General features: G+C 58.2%; 11 protein-coding genes, 1 tRNA gene and 1 pseudogene. 3 read left to right on the plus strand and 10 right to left on the minus strand.

Annotated elements, in window-relative coordinates; genetic code table 11:
• Positions 1 to 210: 210 nt before the first annotated feature.
• From LAO20_00005 to LAO20_00030, 6 genes and pseudogenes are all read right to left on the minus strand, one after another.
• Positions 211 to 1,176, minus strand: a complete 966-nt coding sequence (locus LAO20_00005) for a hypothetical protein (GenBank protein MBZ5529786.1) — start codon at positions 1,174 to 1,176, stop codon at positions 211 to 213.
• A gap of 411 nt (positions 1,177 to 1,587) precedes the next feature.
• Positions 1,588 to 2,874, minus strand: a complete 1,287-nt coding sequence (locus LAO20_00010; GenBank protein MBZ5529787.1) for a VWA-like domain-containing protein — start codon at positions 2,872 to 2,874, stop codon at positions 1,588 to 1,590.
• A complete protein-coding gene (locus tag LAO20_00015; GenBank protein ID MBZ5529788.1) occupies positions 2,871 to 3,797 on the minus strand; it encodes a hypothetical protein in 927 nt (308 codons plus the stop codon). The genes LAO20_00010 and LAO20_00015 overlap by 4 nt, the downstream gene beginning before the upstream one ends.
• Before the next feature lie 48 nt (positions 3,798 to 3,845).
• Positions 3,846 to 4,823, minus strand: coding sequence for a MoxR family ATPase (locus tag LAO20_00020; protein ID MBZ5529789.1), 978 nt, complete (start codon positions 4,821 to 4,823; stop codon positions 3,846 to 3,848).
• 374 nt (positions 4,824 to 5,197) lie between these two features.
• Positions 5,198 to 6,094: a hypothetical protein gene (locus LAO20_00025; GenBank protein ID MBZ5529790.1), complete on the minus strand. Its 897-nt coding sequence runs from the start codon at positions 6,092 to 6,094 to the stop codon at positions 5,198 to 5,200.
• A 253-nt stretch (positions 6,095 to 6,347) separates the two neighbouring features.
• A pseudogene (locus LAO20_00030) lies at positions 6,348 to 7,421 on the minus strand (DEAD/DEAH box helicase).
• Between the two features lie 172 nt (positions 7,422 to 7,593).
• Between LAO20_00030 and LAO20_00035 the strand changes: the two are divergent.
• The gene (locus LAO20_00035) at positions 7,594 to 9,531 is read left to right on the plus strand and encodes an ATP-dependent helicase (protein ID MBZ5529791.1); all 1,938 of its coding nucleotides are present in this window, start codon (positions 7,594 to 7,596) and stop codon (positions 9,529 to 9,531) included.
• A 277-nt stretch (positions 9,532 to 9,808) separates the two neighbouring features.
• Here LAO20_00035 and LAO20_00040 read toward each other — a convergent pair.
• A tRNA-Ser gene (locus LAO20_00040) sits at positions 9,809 to 9,898 on the minus strand.
• Between the two features lie 435 nt (positions 9,899 to 10,333).
• Between LAO20_00040 and LAO20_00045 the strand changes: the two genes are divergently transcribed.
• Entirely contained in the window at positions 10,334 to 11,722 is a 1,389-nt protein-coding gene (locus LAO20_00045) for a DUF4382 domain-containing protein (GenBank protein MBZ5529792.1), read from the plus strand.
• 108 nt (positions 11,723 to 11,830) lie between these two features.
• The gene (locus LAO20_00050; protein MBZ5529793.1) at positions 11,831 to 12,112 is read left to right on the plus strand and encodes a type II toxin-antitoxin system ParD family antitoxin; all 282 of its coding nucleotides are present in this window, start codon (positions 11,831 to 11,833) and stop codon (positions 12,110 to 12,112) included.
• Positions 12,113 to 12,251: 139 nt separating this feature from the next.
• On the opposite strand, the gene LAO20_00055 is transcribed toward LAO20_00050, so the two are convergent.
• The 3 genes from LAO20_00055 to LAO20_00065 form a co-directional block, all read right to left on the minus strand.
• Positions 12,252 to 12,572 carry a PilZ domain-containing protein gene (locus LAO20_00055; GenBank protein MBZ5529794.1) on the minus strand — a complete coding sequence of 107 codons (321 nt, stop codon included), beginning with the start codon at positions 12,570 to 12,572 and terminating at the stop codon, positions 12,252 to 12,254.
• Positions 12,573 to 12,688: 116 nt separating this feature from the next.
• Entirely contained in the window at positions 12,689 to 14,071 is a 1,383-nt protein-coding gene (locus LAO20_00060; GenBank protein ID MBZ5529795.1) for a TldD/PmbA family protein, read from the minus strand.
• A gap of 40 nt (positions 14,072 to 14,111) precedes the next feature.
• The gene (locus LAO20_00065) at positions 14,112 to 15,578 is read right to left on the minus strand and encodes a TldD/PmbA family protein (protein ID MBZ5529796.1); all 1,467 of its coding nucleotides are present in this window, start codon (positions 15,576 to 15,578) and stop codon (positions 14,112 to 14,114) included.
• Positions 15,579 to 15,581 lie beyond the last annotated feature (3 nt).

Raw genomic sequence — 15,581 nt, forward strand, 5'->3', positions numbered from 1 at the left:
TTGCCCACTGTTCGTCGGTCACTTCCCAGCGTCCATGCATCGGTCAGCTGCAGAGTACTCCAGAGAACCCCATCATGCCTCTTCTCACCCCCAACTGCACTCGCATTCTCTCCCAACCTATTTATGAGACTGGTTCTAGAGTTCTCTTTGACATCAAAGTCTATTTGCACCGATCAATTTGGGAGGCTCTATGACGAATGGATGCGTCTCCTACGCGATCTCCGGGGTCAGCAACTGCTTGAACGAGTGCCGATCCCAATACACTGGCCCGTTGCTCTGAGGAAACTGGAGTTTTCCCGAGCGCAATCCGCGGCTGATGCAGTTCATGAACATGCCTTTCGCTCCTTTAACCAGCACAGGTCTGCAACCAATGCCGAGCAGCGGCTCAATCGCTTTCAGCCGTGTCAATTCACCCAAGAACCAGTCGGCCCATTCGCATACGCCCGGCACTCCATGAACCTGCGCAAGCGATTTCCAAACAAAGTCCGGCGAGTCATCCAGCAGAATCACCCGCTCGGTCGTCTTTCCGGTACCGATTTGACTCAGCTCTTCGGAAACGGCCACGAGATGGCGCAGAGGATATTTGCTGCCCTCCACGTTGACAGAACCCCGGTACGACTGAGCATTGGCTCCCAAGGTGACTCTGAAAGTTGAGCCGTCCGGGGTCTCCACGCTGAACCACTCCCGATTGGCAATGGCTGCGCTGACTGCGGCGATCTGGGTGTCACCGCCTGCGACAGAGATTAGATGGGCTTTGCAGAGTGAATGGTTTTCAAGGGGTTCCCCGATGAAGCGATCAAGAGGAATTTTGAAGTGGCTCTCCAACATCGACTCCGGCAGGTAGTCGAACACCTGTGTTTCTAGAGGCGGATAGAGCGACGCCAGTTGCTTGCCACTGCTGCATGGAACCGCAGAGCCGCCCACCTCAACGCGCAGGTCCGGGGTGTTGGTGATGAGCCAGTCAGAGGCTTCGATCACCTCGACTCGCGGAATCGGCAGTCCAAGCCATTGGCCCAGGCGCGACGCGAACATCTCGTTGGCCAGGACGCGAACGTGCTGGGGGTTATTGGCGAATTTGACCACGAAGAAATTGCCGTCGGAGGAGCGCATCAGATGAGACTGCGCTCCTCCGCGCATTCTGCGGATGTGTTGCACTGCAGAAAGACCGGTACTCATGGGAACTTCCGATGGGTTGATTGATGGAGTTCTGATCTCTTGAAGGGTGCGATGGGGAACGGCCGTCAGGGCGGGATTGCGAAGCCGATTATTGAGAGCTAACGTGAGTGGCCACGAACAATGCGGGTTTCACACTGCTTCCGTTTTATCGGCTCCATTGCTGAAAGCGTCTTCTGAAGCGTCCATTTGCCCGGTTGGCTCGGTCTGAATTTCTGGATGAGAAACCGTCAATCCCTCCCCAGTCTCAGCCTTCTTGCGAGCAATCCCGCAATAGAGGTGGATGACGTGGAGTGATTCACAGCCATGGCACTCTTTGTGCTGCGGCCCTCCGTCTTTTGCCGGGTTGTAACGGGGATGCACACTACATCTCCCGTCAAATCGAAAGCTGATCCTTAAAGACATGGCGGCTCCTTAGTCGAGGGTGATGCGAACCGTTTCACCGAAAGGCGCAGTCCGGCGGGAATCGGTCACCCACAGAACTGGATATTCAGGGATTGGGGGATAGGAATAGCAACACAGATCGGTGAGATAGATGAGACAGACGGGTGAGATTTGGTTTTCGTTGACCCACTCGAATACAGGACGGAAGTCCGTGCCCCCGCCGCCTCTGGGCTTCAGTTGAATCGACTCTGACGGCCCAAATTCTTGTGATGACTGGACCGTCGCGTCACAATATACGACGTGGATGCCTTCCGGCTTGGCTTCCTCTGAGATGGCCGAGATTTCGCCTGCGAACTGCTTCAGCTCTTCCTCCCCGATTGAACCTGACGTGTCGACACCGACTACGATGGTGCCCAGACCAGTCCGCTCGACTGACGGCAGGTACAAACCCGAAGCCACATACCTCCGATTTGGTGGCGTCCACCGGTAATCGGACGGCGCAATTGCTGCCACGAAGGCGCGCAGGATTGCCCGCCAGTCTTGCATTGGCTGTCTGCTTTCGTTGAGAGGTCTGTCCAGATTTGCGGGTTCGTGTCCACACGATTTTGCTGATCGCATTGCCTGGTCGGCGGCGATGTTCCACTCCTGCTGCTGGCGGCTGTTCTCTGCCTGCGACGCAGGACCGCCCTGCTCGTCTGTTGCGTCCCAAACCTCGCCGAAACCACCAAGCCGAGGCGGCTGGCTTTCTGCCCGGTTCCCACTTGCGTCTTGGTTTGGGGCGGACGGGTTCTGCGTACTTGATTCAGAATCTGACGTTTGCTGGCCCTGAGCTCCTTGCTCGTTACCGCCGCCCGAACCAGCGCCCGGCGGCTGCGGAGTCTGCTCTGGCGTTGCGCTCGATTCGTCCTTGCTCCGCTGAAGCAACCGCGTGTAAATCTCTTCGGCGCTCAGGTTGTCGAAAGCAGGATCAAGCAGGGCGCCAGCCGGGAGTGCGAATCCATTGCTCACGAGGATTGGGTTGATGGCCAGGTCTGCGGCCTGATTCCAAATCTGCGGATCGCGTTCGCCTCGGCGGCAGTGGTGCCCAAGCGCGCAGTGTAAGACCTCATGAGCCAGCACGGCTTCCAGCTCTGCCGGCTTGAGCGCATCGACAAAGGCCGGATCGTAAACGATGCGGCGGCCGTCGGTGGCCATCGTTGGCAGGTTGCCAGGAGCAAGCTTCAACCGCAGACACAGCGTCCCAAAGAACGGCTGGTTCAGCAGGAGTTGCGTCCGTGCTCGGGTCAGTTTCCGTTCCACACTGGTCTGGATCCTCATGCAACCTCCATCGGCTCAAACACGGGTACTGAGTAACCTGCCATGTAGCCGGCCATGTGCTGCGCGATGGCCGCGGCGACTTTGGCGGTCTCGGCGCGGGCCGATTCTGACTTGCGCAGTGAGTTGGGATCGACGAGAAGCGAGGCGCGCACTTGTTCTGCCAAGCGCTCCAACTCAGCGTCATTCGTGATATTCAGTTTCGGCAGAACGTCTACAAGTTTCACCAAATTGGTGACAACAGTGTCGCGAAACGGGTGCTCCACACCCTGGTCCGTCACCTTATAGGCGGACAGCCGTTCGGCCATATGCTGGACAGCTTCATAGAGGCGAAACCACAATTCCCTGGTTCCCACTTGGAGAGAGGCCTCCACTGCTGCCGTAATCTGGCGTTTGATCCGGTCTTTTTCTTCGTTCCCCAGCGCAACTCGGAAGTCGCCTGCCTCCGGCAAAGGCAACACCTTGGTGTCGAAGGAGAACTTAGCACGAAGCTCGTTGGCGGCCGGATAGTCACTTTCGCGAAACAGACCACCGAGTCGTGTCTTGGCTTGTTCAACAAGAGCCGAAAACTGCCGCGTCAAGGTTTCGACCGCCGCGGTGAATTGATTCGACAGACCGCGCATCTTCTCGACGTGATCCATATAGACGGCTGCCGGCAGCACTCGGTAGCCGTCGTCGTCCCAAGGCAATGTCATGAAGTAGTGTTCCTGGCGGGCCTCACTAACGACCTTCTGTATCTCGGTTAACGCTTGCTTGGGAAGGAGGACTTTGTGGTAACGCCCGGAGTCGGCCTGGGCACCGTGCCGCACCGCAATCTCCTCGGAAGCATCGCGATCATGTTTCCGAGCGGACCACATGCTGATGGAAAGCGAGCACAACATAGCCCGCGAAGACAAAGAGGGTTCTGGAATCTGAATGGAAGTCACAGCGAATGTCTCCTGTTGGGATTTTCTGAGAGAAGTGTCTTGAGGCTGTTAAGCGAGTACGTGGTGGTTCTCAATCGCCCATTTGGTGTAGCTGGCCGTATGGCGAATGCCTGGTTCGCGCAAGGACGCGTCACGCACGCACAGCACACTAAACTCCGTTGGCATACGATCCAGGTACAGGCAGACGCGGTCGAAGTTGATGTCGGATGCGCATCGCGCCAAGGCCGAAGGCACTGCGTACTGCGCAGCCGCATTTTCTGGCACGGGTTCCTTGAGCGGGTTCATCAAGATGGCATCGATGTTCGGCAGTTCGCGGAACATCCGTAGGAAAGCGGAGAACTCCGTAGCCGCACCGGTGCCAACCGCGCCGGAAAACAGCTCGTGCTCTATAGATTGATCCGGTGCGGAGTCGAGAATGCGGGACACGAATTCCCAGGAGCGCGGTGACGGGAAGGCATTGGCATCACGATCAAATGCGCTCAGCACTTCGGGCCGAAAACGCAGGAACGCGATCACCTCGGGCCGGACCCCGGCCTGGATGGCCCACTCCGACCATTCCTGAAGGTCCACCTCGAACTCCAGGTGCACAAACCGGTTCCGCAAAGGCGTCGGCATGCGGGTTGTCACCGCGCGGTCCGAATCGCGGTTGCCGGCGGCAATAATCGCCCATCCCTCTGGCAAGGTGTATTCGCCGAGCTTGCGATCCAGCACAAGCTGGTAGCAGCTGGCCTGGACCATGCCGGGTGCCGCATTCAATTCGTCCAGGAACAGAATTCCCGATCCCTCTTGGGGAAGGAACTCTGGTGTTGCCCACTTTGACCGACCATCTTTTCCCAGGAATGGAAGGCCGCGCAGGTCGACCGGATCGAGCAACAAGGCCCGAACATCCTGGAGAGTGACCTTTAGAATGGCGGCAAGCTGATGAACAACGGCCGACTTGCCGATGCCGGGACCGCCCCAGATGAACACGGGCTGCCGTGCAGCAACGAGCGTGCGCAAGGCATTTGCAATGGTAGATGCTTTCATCAAATTTTCCTTTCAGATAAGTAAGAGACGCCGGGCATAGCGCTGGAATCAACCTGATTAAATAGTTGGTGAGCCAGCCCTTGGACGTGCTGTTTCGTTTTACAATGGCACCCGTCAAACAGAAGAGGAGAACCGTGGACACAGCAGCCATAATTGCTGAATTGGAAGCCGAGAGAGACCGTCTCAACAGGGCTATCGCGGCGCTGCAGGTAAGCGGTGGTGGCAGGGGCAGGATAACAGCCAAGCGCACGGGTCGGAGACGTCACGTGAGCGCGGCAGCCAGGAAGCGGATCAGCGACGCACAGAAAAAGCGGTGGGCAGCACGAAAAAAGCTGGCCTGAAGCTGGAAGGGTTTATCAGGGTTCCACCTACCGCTATACCTGAGTGGCTGTAGGAGTCGCCTTCGCTTCGAGTGCGAGCACAACCTTGTGAAGAGTTTCGAGATTGTCCACTTGGTCGAGAGACTTCACATTCAACGAACGCAGAACCGCAGCCAACGGTTCGGCTCCCGTCTTGTCCATGGCGGCGTCCAATCGGCGTAAACCGCGCTCTGCTGCCTGCATTTGCGCCAACACTTTCTGAAGCAGTGCTGCATCCTGAACCTGGCTGGGTTTCCAGACCCTTGCTACTGTCTTCAGCAGTCCCCGATAGGGGCCCCTTCCCAGCGGCTCCGCCATCGCTTCAATCTCGCGAATTAGTTCGGCGCACTTGCCCTGCCCGACAGTTTTTTTCTGGCCTTGGTTTTCAGGAGTCGTCTTAGCGGCGCTGGCCGGTATTGACGATTGCTGGTCCTCTCCCCGGTGTGGTCGCAGGCCTTGCCGCCAGCCTTCAGGCGTCGCCCAACCGGCAAGCTTCGGCGTATTCGTTGGCCGCTTTCTGTCGTCCAAATCCACCCACGCACCGGTGAAGTGATACAGGTACCGGCCAAGCCCAAAGCAAGAACATGCACGTTTGAACGCCTGGGCTTCCGCGCTGGTGCCGGCGTTTTCGTCGTCCGCCCACTCCTCACCCGTAGCTGAATGGAGACCGAGCCCGAAGATCGTCAGAGCACAGGTGACAAAGACCTTGACAACAACTCTTTGGTCCTTGCCCCGCTGAAAATTGGCGCTGGTGTGGACAGTGTACTTGCGCGTCCATCCGGCAGGGCTGAAGAGCGCATTGAGTCGGTCGGTATACGCTCTCTGGTCAGCGTACGGTATGACTTGCCCGCGCCTTTTGTCTTTCGTAGAGTTGGTGACCCGCCACTCGATCACCGAGGGATCGAATGGCACTTCCAGCTCTGCGACGAGTTCTTTGATTTGTTCCAGCGTGAAGTGGGGCGCTGGGCTCATCCCGAGCAGTACGGGGGGTGGCACAGATTTGCTTAAATCGACTGCGCTGCCCTCCGGTCCGTTTGCACGTCCATTGCGGGGACTCATAGCTGTTCTCCTGTCGATGAGGAAGCTGAGATTGAGGGTGGGGTGTTGCCAAGGATAGGAAAATGACCGTGGCCGCTCCGGGGTAGCCCGCGAAACTGGACGTCAGCAGCGATTGATAAATGGCCTCAGGCGACGACGCGAGGCGGCGTTGCAGGATGGTTAGCGCGAAGCCGACCGTACCGGCGCGCTTGTTGTTTTGGAGAGCTTCGGCGCGATTAAACTCTACGCGGACGTAATCGGTTACAGCTGCGTATAACTGCGCTTCAGGATCAGAAAGTTTATAAGGCACCGTGTACGCGAACCGCTCCGGGTCTCCGTCAAGCAGCGCCATAAACAACTGGAAATCTTCCTCTTTGCCATTGTGCGGCGTAGCCGTCATGAGCAGGAAGTGTCGCGTGATCCCGGAGAGCATTTGACCGAGCTTATATCGTTTCGTGTATTTGATTTCGCCGCCGAAGTACGTGGCCGACATCTTGTGGGCCTCGTCGCAGACGATCAGATCCCATCGGCAGTCAGGCGCGAGAAGCTTGCCCTGGACGTCCTCATTGCGGGAGAGTTTGTCCAAGCGAGCAATGACGTGGTTGGCCTCCAGGAACCAGTTACCGGTTCGGGCAGCCTCCAGCTTGTCGTTGGTCAGAATCTCAAATGGCAGGTGGAAACGGCGATAAAGTTCATCCTGCCACTGCTCCGCCAGACTGCCGGGGCAGACGATGAGGCAACGCTGAAGGTCACCGCGGGCGATGAGCTCCTTAATAAGAAGACCGGCCATGATCGTTTTGCCGGCGCCGGGGTCGTCGGCAAGCAGGAATCGCAGCGGCTGGCGCGGGAGCATGGAGTCGTAAACTGCCGTGATCTGATGCGGCAGGGGTTCAACCAGCGAAGTATGCACAGCTAGTACGGGATCGAAAAGATGGGCTAGGCGGATGCGGTGGGCCTCTGACACAAGACGGAACAGCGAGCCATCCCCGTCAAAACTCCAAGGCCGCCCGATCTCAACAACTTCGATTCGCGGCTCGTCGTGCCGGTAAAGGAGTTCATTGGCTACCTTGCCGGTGGTCGTCTTGTAAGTCAGCTCCAGCGCCGTTGAGCCAAACCACTGGACGTTAACAACCGTAACAAGAGAGTCCGGGAGTATGCCTTTGACGGTCGAGTTGGGAAGTAATGCCTCGAGCTTGCTCATGTGAGAGACGGGGTGTGTTGGACGATTCTACCACCGAGCCCGCGGTATAATAGGGTTCGGGTCTCGCCTATCGGGTGCCCCCCGATTTTCTGGACGGCGCCTCTTCCCAATACGGGAGCGAATTACAACTTCAAGGTTGCCCGTCCCCTTGGGATAAAATCATACAAACTTAATGCCTTGGAACACTGGACTGCAAGGAACGCCGCTAAACATTGCTGCTTATGCCGGCGCACAGCTTCGCGTGGTCGCAGGTCCTGGCACTGGCAAAACCTTCGCTCTGATGCGCCGCGTTGCGCGGCTTTTGGAGCAGAATGTCCAGCCTAACCATATCCTGGCTGTCACATATACCCGTACGGCCGCTCTTGATCTGGTCGGCAAATTGGCGCAGCTAGGCGTGGCTGGCGCTGATCAGGTAGCAGCAAAGACGCTCCACTCGCTGAGCTTCGGGTTATTGAGCAGGACGGCAGTCTTTCAGACGCTGGGGCGTAACGCACGTCCGCTGTTGGCCTATGAGCAGGACACGATGGCGTGCGACCTCGGTCCACAGTTCGGCGGAAAGCGTAAGGTCAACAAGCTGGTCAAGGCATTCGACGCATATTGGGCGCGGCTGCAGCATCATCAGCCAGGATGGCCAAATAACCCGGTAGAGCAGGCATTCGATCACGCGCTAAAAGCGTGGCTCCGATTTCATCGGGCGATGCTGGTAGGCGAGCTGATTCCCCTGGCTCTCGATTTTGTGTCGCAGAATCCGGGACATCCGGATATTCCCCAATACGAGCACGTCCTAGTCGATGAGTACCAGGATCTCAATCGGGCTGATCAGGCGCTCATTGATGCGATCGCTGGCAATGCAGCGGTGACCGTCATTGGTGACGAGGATCAATCGATCTACGGCTTTAGGCACGCTCATCCGGAAGGGATTGCGCAATATCCGCAAACGCATGCCGGCACTCATGACGAACTGCTCAACGAGTGCAGGCGCTGTCCGCAGCGCGTCGTCAACATGGCGAATGAACTGATCAGCCACAATCAACGATTGGCACCCAAAACCTTGAACCCACGTCCTCAGAACGCGCAGGGCGATGTCTATATTGTCCAGCATCACTCGCTTGAAGACGAAGTCAGCACAATCGCCGATTATATCGACTGGTATTTACAGCAGCATCAGGGAATGGCAGCTGGCGAGGTGTTAGTACTTTCGAGTCGTCGCTTGATCGGTAACGGTATCCGCGATCGGTTGAATGAGATCGCGCAGCAGAATGGGCGAACGTGGCAGGCACAAAGCTTTTACTTCGAGGATGCTCTGACGACGGATATCGCTGCCGACGGATTTGCACTGCTGACTCAGTTGGTCGATCCAGAGGACCGGCCTTCGCTGCGTTATTGGCTGGGCGAGCATGCGCAGGATTGTAAGAGACTTCCCTATGCGCGGTTGCGGGCGCATTGCGAGCAATCTGGACAGTCTCCGCGCGCTGCCCTCCAAGACATGGGGTCAGGCGCGCTAACGATCCCGCACACGGCTACATTAGTGACACGATTCAACGCCCTGACCCTAAAGCTGACTGCACTGATGGCGTTGGACCTCGCGGCACTGATCGACACCCTCTTTCCGGACGGCAATGCGGACGTGATATCAGTTCGGCAGGGGGCGCTCCTGAGCCTTCCGAATGTGGCCAATGCTAAGGAACTCCTGGACGAACTGCGCAGCACCATCACGCAGCCTGAACTTCCTGGCTCCCAAGGGCCGTCAGTGCGGATCATGAGCTTGTACAAGTCCAAAGGGCTCACGGCGCGACTGGTGGTCATCGCAGGGTGCATCGCTGGCATTATGCCCAGTATTGATCCGAAAGACGCTCCAGCAGAGCAGGAGCGACAGCGCCAAGAGCAGCGCAGGCTGTTTTACGTGGGAATCACGCGGACCACGGAGACTCTGATGATCAACAGCTCGATTCGAATGCTCTCCGCCGCGGCATTTAGGATGCGAATGCCCAAACTGGCGACTGCTGGCATGTACGTCATCCTGCAGGCGAGTCCAATGTTGCCCGACTTGGGGCCGACCGCGCCGCCATCGACCCCTGCTGCAGCGTGGCGCGCGCTGCTGGGTTTTTGAGCATCCGACGAGCAATAACTCACGTCCAGAGCCGGGCCTGTGGCATTAATCGGGCCGAAACGTACATGCGTAAGGCAGGCATCTCAGACGTCACTTTTCGCCTAAGAATCGATTTCGGAAAGTGGACTGCCGATTTGCCCAGCAGAGAATAGCGCCTAACAACTAGGGTTCCGCTGCTGCTCCGGTGCTTATTTCGGTTTCATTGATGCGGGAAAAGGCCCGGAACGCGGGCGATTCGCGACGAATCAGAGAAAGTTTCTCTGAGCTGCAGACTGACTGGCGGAGAGAGTGGGATTCGAACCCACGTTAGAGTTTCCCCTAAACACGCTTTCCAAGCGTGCGCCTTCAGCCACTCGGCCATCTCTCCGATGTTTTAACAGCTCCCTCGACTGCGCTCGGGATTTCGCCTGCGGGCTCAAACGCCCGCTCAACGGCTCAACTTCAGCCACTCGGCCATCTCTCCGCGGCGCCATGTTGGGACGCGTCACAGCCGAATCAAACCCTGGCGGGCTCACATGCGCGCCGTGACCTCTTCATTATAGCGAATGCGGCTGTTTCCCGTTGGTCCGGCTGTACACCCGGGCGGTAAACCCTTACATACAAGATTCAGAGGACCGGTTTGCAAGGCAACAAACACCGCTTTCTATCGCCATACGAAGAATTTGTGCGGTTTGAATCGGAACAGCAGAAAAAATCCCGGCCATCGTCCTCCGGTAACGCAACTCTCCCTTGGGCCCTGGGTTATGTGAAGACGGAACTTGAAACTTATCTCCCCTTAATCTCTCCACCTGGGAGTATTCCAATGCGACGTCTGATTCTCTTTGCCTCACTGGCGATCATCCTGGTCTCCGCCCTCACCGGCTGCGGAGGCGGCTCCACCAACAACGTGGCCCAGTCCCAAGCGGCCAGCGTTTACGTCACCGGAGGCGACGCTCCTCTGCCTTCCGTCCTGGCCTTCAACGTCACCTTGAACAGCATGAAGCTGGACGGCGCCACCGAGTTGCTGGCCGCACCCACTACCGTGGACTTTGCCCGGCTGCTGGGCCTGCGCACCTTGCTGGGGTTCAACACCGTGCCCGCCGGGACCTACAAAAACCTGACGATTACCATGGCCAGTCCTAGTATCTCTTTCCTGGACTTGACCGCTACGCCGCCATCGGCGTCGAACATCACCGGCACATTCAAGGACACCGGCGGCAACAACGTTCCCAGCACCACCATCACCGTGGCTTTGACTCAGCCGCTGACGGTGGCTGCCAGCGGGCTGGCTGGGCTGCATCTTGATTTCAACCTGCGCAACTCGATCGCCGTGGACGCCGCAGGACAGATCACCGGCGTGGTCAATCCGGTCATCAAGGTGAAACCGGTGGCGCTGAGCGACCCCGATGCTGAAGTCAACGATCTGCGCGGCGGCCTGGTCTCGGTCAACACTGCGGGAAATTCGTTTATCCTGCAGCGCGTCGGGGGGCATCAGATCACCATTGATGTGAACTCCAGCACCAACTTCAGCGGCAACCTGACTCTAGCCACTCTGCCCAACCCTTCTGTGATTGAAGTGGACGGCCACATCCAGGCCGACGGCAGCGTTCTGGCTGATTCCGTGGAAGTGGTCACCACGGAGAAAGCCTTCGTCTCCGGACGCATCGTCGCCGTAAACCCCGCCACCGGGCCGGTCCAGACCGTCACGCTGCTGGTGGGTGAAGAACTGCCGGACGTGCCCGGCGTGCCCGTTGGCACCGTGACCACGCTGGACGTGAGCCTGGTCTCCAACTACAGCATCCGCTTGATTGATAACTGGTTCACCAATTTCCTGTTCAACAACACCACGCTGGTCCCCGGCCAACGCATTGCGATGGGCGGGACCATTGACGCGGCCACCAACAAATTTGTGCCGTCGCGCATCGTCCTGCGCCGGCAAGGCGTGGTCGGCGACCTGGTGTTGAACTCCGTGGTCATCAACAACAACAACGCCGGCTCGCTCCAGTTGCAGAACAACAACATGCTGGGTTACGTTCTGGGAGCTCCGCTGTCGGTGCAGACGGCGAACAGCACGCACTTTACTGACATCAGCGGGCTGGCGGCCATCCAGAGCGGCGGCAGCATGAAGCTGGCGACCTACGGCCTGATACTGAAAGACCCGGTCAGCGGCAATCCCACGATGTACGCGCATCGCGTGATTCTGTTGCAGTAAGTCAGACCCGAAGTTTCGGGGTACAAAGCAGACAGGCGGCCCGAAAAGGCCGCCTGTTCGTTATATTAACTGTTCTTATTTATTAAGATGTCTGGTAGACTGGACAACATGACCACCGTAACCATTTCCTTGCCGGATTCGCTGAAAGAATTCATTGAGCAAGAGGTCCAAACCAAGGGCTATGGCAACGTCAGCGAGTACGTGCGCGGGTTGCTGCGCGAGGCGCAGCAGAAGCAAGCCTCCGCGCAACTCGAAAGACTGCTGCTGGAGGGACTGGCCTCCGGCGAAGGCGCCCCGCTCACGCGGGATTTCTGGAAGCAGCTGCGGGCGGATGCGGGACGGATTCTCGCGAAAAATAAGGTGAAGCGTAGGCGGCGGACTTCACGATGAAGGGCTTCGTACGACCGTTGGCGCGCGAAGACATTTTAGGCCAATATCGCTATCTGCTCGTGGAGGCAAACAGCCCTGCGACAAACTGATTGGTTATCAAATTACCCGATTACAAAATTACTCAATTACCAATTTCTTTTCAGACCGCGGTGGAGAAAACGCGTTCGAAGCAGTATTCGTCAATCACCGCGGCCACGGCGGTTTTGCCGTGGTCGTCCAGCGCGCGCACCACGCGCCCGGTGCAATTCACCAGGACGTCCGTGTCCGTCCCCAGCACGGAGGCCGGCAACACGATGCGGAACCGGATAATGGTCCCCACGTCCAGCGTAGTCTTGGTGTGGAAAAGAACGCCGCCGGCGGAAATGTCAGCGGTTTCAGCAAAGTGTTCGCGCGCGTCTGCGGTGCGGACGGTAATGGGAAGCTTGAGCGGGAAGCGAACCGAACTTCTGGAATCTGCCACCTATTCACCCCTGTCCCAAACTTTATACACCTGGCATCTTTGCCGCCCTACATTACTTTGGTATTTACAGCGCACCAAAGGACATGCGCCGGGGCCGTTGTCCTTAAAACGATACGTTAGAACTTGGTAACCTCGGTGAAGTTGAAGCCGCGTACCTTCATCGCGGGAACCACCATATCGAAAGCCTCTTCGCCGCTGGCGCGTACGGCCTTTCCCATGGCTTCCACGTTATTTAAGGTATCAATAATGCTCTGGTTAAAGCGGAAGTTCCGGATGCCGCCCTTTACCTTGCCGCCTTCCACCAGGAATGTGCCGTCACGCGTCATGCCGGTGAGCATCTTTTCGTAAGGATCAACCTCGCGGATGTACCACAGCCTGGTGATCAGCACGCCGCGCTCGGTTCCGGCGATCATCTGGTCCACCGTCTGCTCGCCGCCTGGAGTCACAAACACGATGTTGGCCGGCGCTTCGCCCATTTCATTGGGCAACGGGAAACCGTGCCCGGTGACGCGGATTTCGCCCACTTTGCCGGCATACTCTGACTTGCGCATCTTCGCCGCCGTACTGCGCGCGTAGACCAGGTTCTTGATCACGCCCTTTTCCACCAGGTTCACGCGGCTGCGGGCCACGCCTTCGCCGTCAAAGGGCGCGTTGGACTGCAGAGGATGCCGCACGTCGTCCACGATGGTGATGTTTTCGCCGAAGAGTTTTGTGCCGATGCGGTTATTTAGGAAAGAACGCTGGTCCAAAATGGCCATGCCGCCGAAGTCCCAGAACATGAAGCCCACCAGGTCCAGCACCGCAGCCGGTTCCAGAATCACCGTGTACTTGCCCGGAGCCAACTCCTGCGGGCCGCGCGAGTCCCGGGCCTTCTGCGCTGCAATCTCCGCCAGGCGGACAGGCGCGAGGTTGGCGACGTCCGGCGAGTTGGCTTTCTGCCAGCCGGATGAATCATCGGCCAGCATGGTGATGGACACTTCCGCCGAAGTCTGCCGATGAAACGTGCTTAGGCCGTTCGAATTAATGATGGCCTCCGCGCTCTCCGAACTTACGTAGATCCCCGCGGTGACCAGCCCGTTTTTCTTGGCCACACCAACAATTTTTCCGACGGCATCAGCGCGGTCTGCGGGCGTGATGGCCGCGGTCTGCGGGAACCAGCGGAAGGGCGCGGGTTCTGCGACCTTGCCTTCTTCCGCTTTGGCCAGCGGCAGACGGTCGGCATCCGGCTCCTGGACTTTGGCGATCCCTTCCGCCGATTGCACCGCGCGCTTCAGGCTTTCGTCGTCAAAGCGGTTGGTGGTGGCCCGGGCGGTCTTGCCGTCAAACGCCACGCGGATGGACGCCACCTCATTCAGGTCGGAAACATTCTGGTGGATGGTGTTGTTGGCAAAGCGGGTAAGGGAGTAGTTGGTGGATGAAAAAATGACTTCTACTTCGGGGACGGAGGCGAACTTCTTTATCTTTCCGAAAATTGCCTGCGCTTTGTCTTGATCCAGCATTATTGTTTTCTCCGTGCCTCCGTGTCTCCGTGGTGAGCCTTTAGCTTCCCTTATATGCCGTGCCAACTTTCACCCCACGAAACCTTGCCGGGGACGCGCCGTGTCCCGTCCCCATGGTTTGCATGGGCTGGCCTTTGCCGCAGTTGGGAGTTCCCCACAGCGTCCATTGGTCGCGCGAGCAGATGGCGTCCATGGAGTTCCAGAACTCGGTGGTGATGCCCGAGTACGATGGGTTCTTGAACATCCGGCCCAGCTTGCCGCCTTTGATCTCCCAGCCAATTTCGCAGCCGAACTGGAAGTTGTAGCGCTTGTCGTCAATGGACCAGGAGCGGTTGGTCTGCATGTAGACGCCGTCGTCGGTGCCGGAAATGAGCTGCTCGAACGTCAGCGGCTTGTCACCGGGCTTGATGCTGATGTTAGTCATGCGGATGAGCGGGATGCGGTTCCAGCCTTCCGCGCGCATGGTCCCGTTCGACCGGTTCTCGCCGATGGTGTGCGCCGTCTCGCGCGACGAAATGTATCCGGTGAACAGCCCGTTGGTGATGATGGGCGTGCACTGCGCGGCCACTCCTTCATCGTCATAGGCGAAAGTGCCCAGGCCAGGGCCGTGCTCTTCGGTGGCGTCGGCGACGACGTTCACGATATCGCTGCCGTAACGCAGCTTGCGCAACTTGTCTATGGTAAGGAAGGAGGTCCCGGCGAAATTGGCTTCCATCCCCAGCACGCGGTCCAACTCAATCGGGTGGCCGATGGATTCATGGATCTGCAAGCCCAGTTGCGACGAATCCAGCACCAGGTTCATGTTGCCCTGCGGGCATTGCTCAGCTTTATGCAGCGCCACGGACTGCTCGGCAATGCGCCGGGCATTCTCCACCAATTTCAGCTCGTCAATCAGCTCGTAGCCTTTGGTCTGGTACTGTCCGCCGAAAGAATTGGGGAAAGACCGCTTCTGGATCTCCGTGCCTTGAAAACTGTACGCGGCAAAGCCCGCGCCGGTGATGGTGCGCGTCTGATGAATGTCTGAGCCTTCGCTGGAATAGAACCATTGCTCGTAGCGGCCCAGATGCATGTTGCTCTCCGCCAGCGTCACGCCCGGCACCGCGAGAATTTCATGATCAATCTTCGTCAAAAGATCAAGGTTCTGCTCAATGGACGTGGTAAACGGATCAATCTTGCACGGCGTGGCCCACTCAATCTTTGCCGCCGGCTCGGGCGCCAAACGAATGCCGGTTTCTTTCACGCGCGCGGAGGCGCGGGCGATCTCCACGGCTTTGGCGGCGGTCGAGTCCACGGCTTCGCGGGTAAGGTCGTCACTGGCGGCGAAGCCCCAGGCATCGTCCACCAGAACGCGCACGCCGATGCCCAATGATTCGTTGCTGGCCGCGTGGCCGACTTTGCCGTTCTTGGTGGCCAGCGATCGCTGGCGCTCGTCCACAATGCGGACGTCGCCGTAGCTGGCGCCGCGCTGTGTAGCTGTATTCAAGGCCCAATCTGCAATCAGTTTCATGCT

It is taken from the genome of Terriglobia bacterium (assembly GCA_020072815.1).
Lineage (GTDB): Bacteria > Acidobacteriota > Terriglobia > Terriglobales > Acidobacteriaceae > Angelobacter.

Bases quoted from the DNA above. Each gene is read 5' to 3' on its own strand.
- LAO20_00005 (MBZ5529786.1), bottom strand. From the start codon at position 1,176: ATGAGTACCGGTCTTTCTGCAGTGCAACACATCCGCAGAATGCGCGGA.
- LAO20_00010 (MBZ5529787.1), bottom strand. From the start codon at position 2,874: ATGAGGATCCAGACCAGTGTGGAACGGAAACTGACCCGAGCACGGACG.
- LAO20_00020 (MBZ5529789.1), bottom strand. From the start codon at position 4,823: ATGAAAGCATCTACCATTGCAAATGCCTTGCGCACGCTCGTTGCTGCA.
- LAO20_00035 (MBZ5529791.1), top strand. From the start codon at position 7,594: ATGCCTTGGAACACTGGACTGCAAGGAACGCCGCTAAACATTGCTGCT.
- LAO20_00045 (MBZ5529792.1), top strand. From the start codon at position 10,334: ATGCGACGTCTGATTCTCTTTGCCTCACTGGCGATCATCCTGGTCTCC.
- LAO20_00050 (MBZ5529793.1), top strand. From the start codon at position 11,831: ATGACCACCGTAACCATTTCCTTGCCGGATTCGCTGAAAGAATTCATT.
- LAO20_00060 (MBZ5529795.1), bottom strand. From the start codon at position 14,071: ATGCTGGATCAAGACAAAGCGCAGGCAATTTTCGGAAAGATAAAGAAG.
- LAO20_00065 (MBZ5529796.1), bottom strand. From the start codon at position 15,578: ATGAAACTGATTGCAGATTGGGCCTTGAATACAGCTACACAGCGCGGC.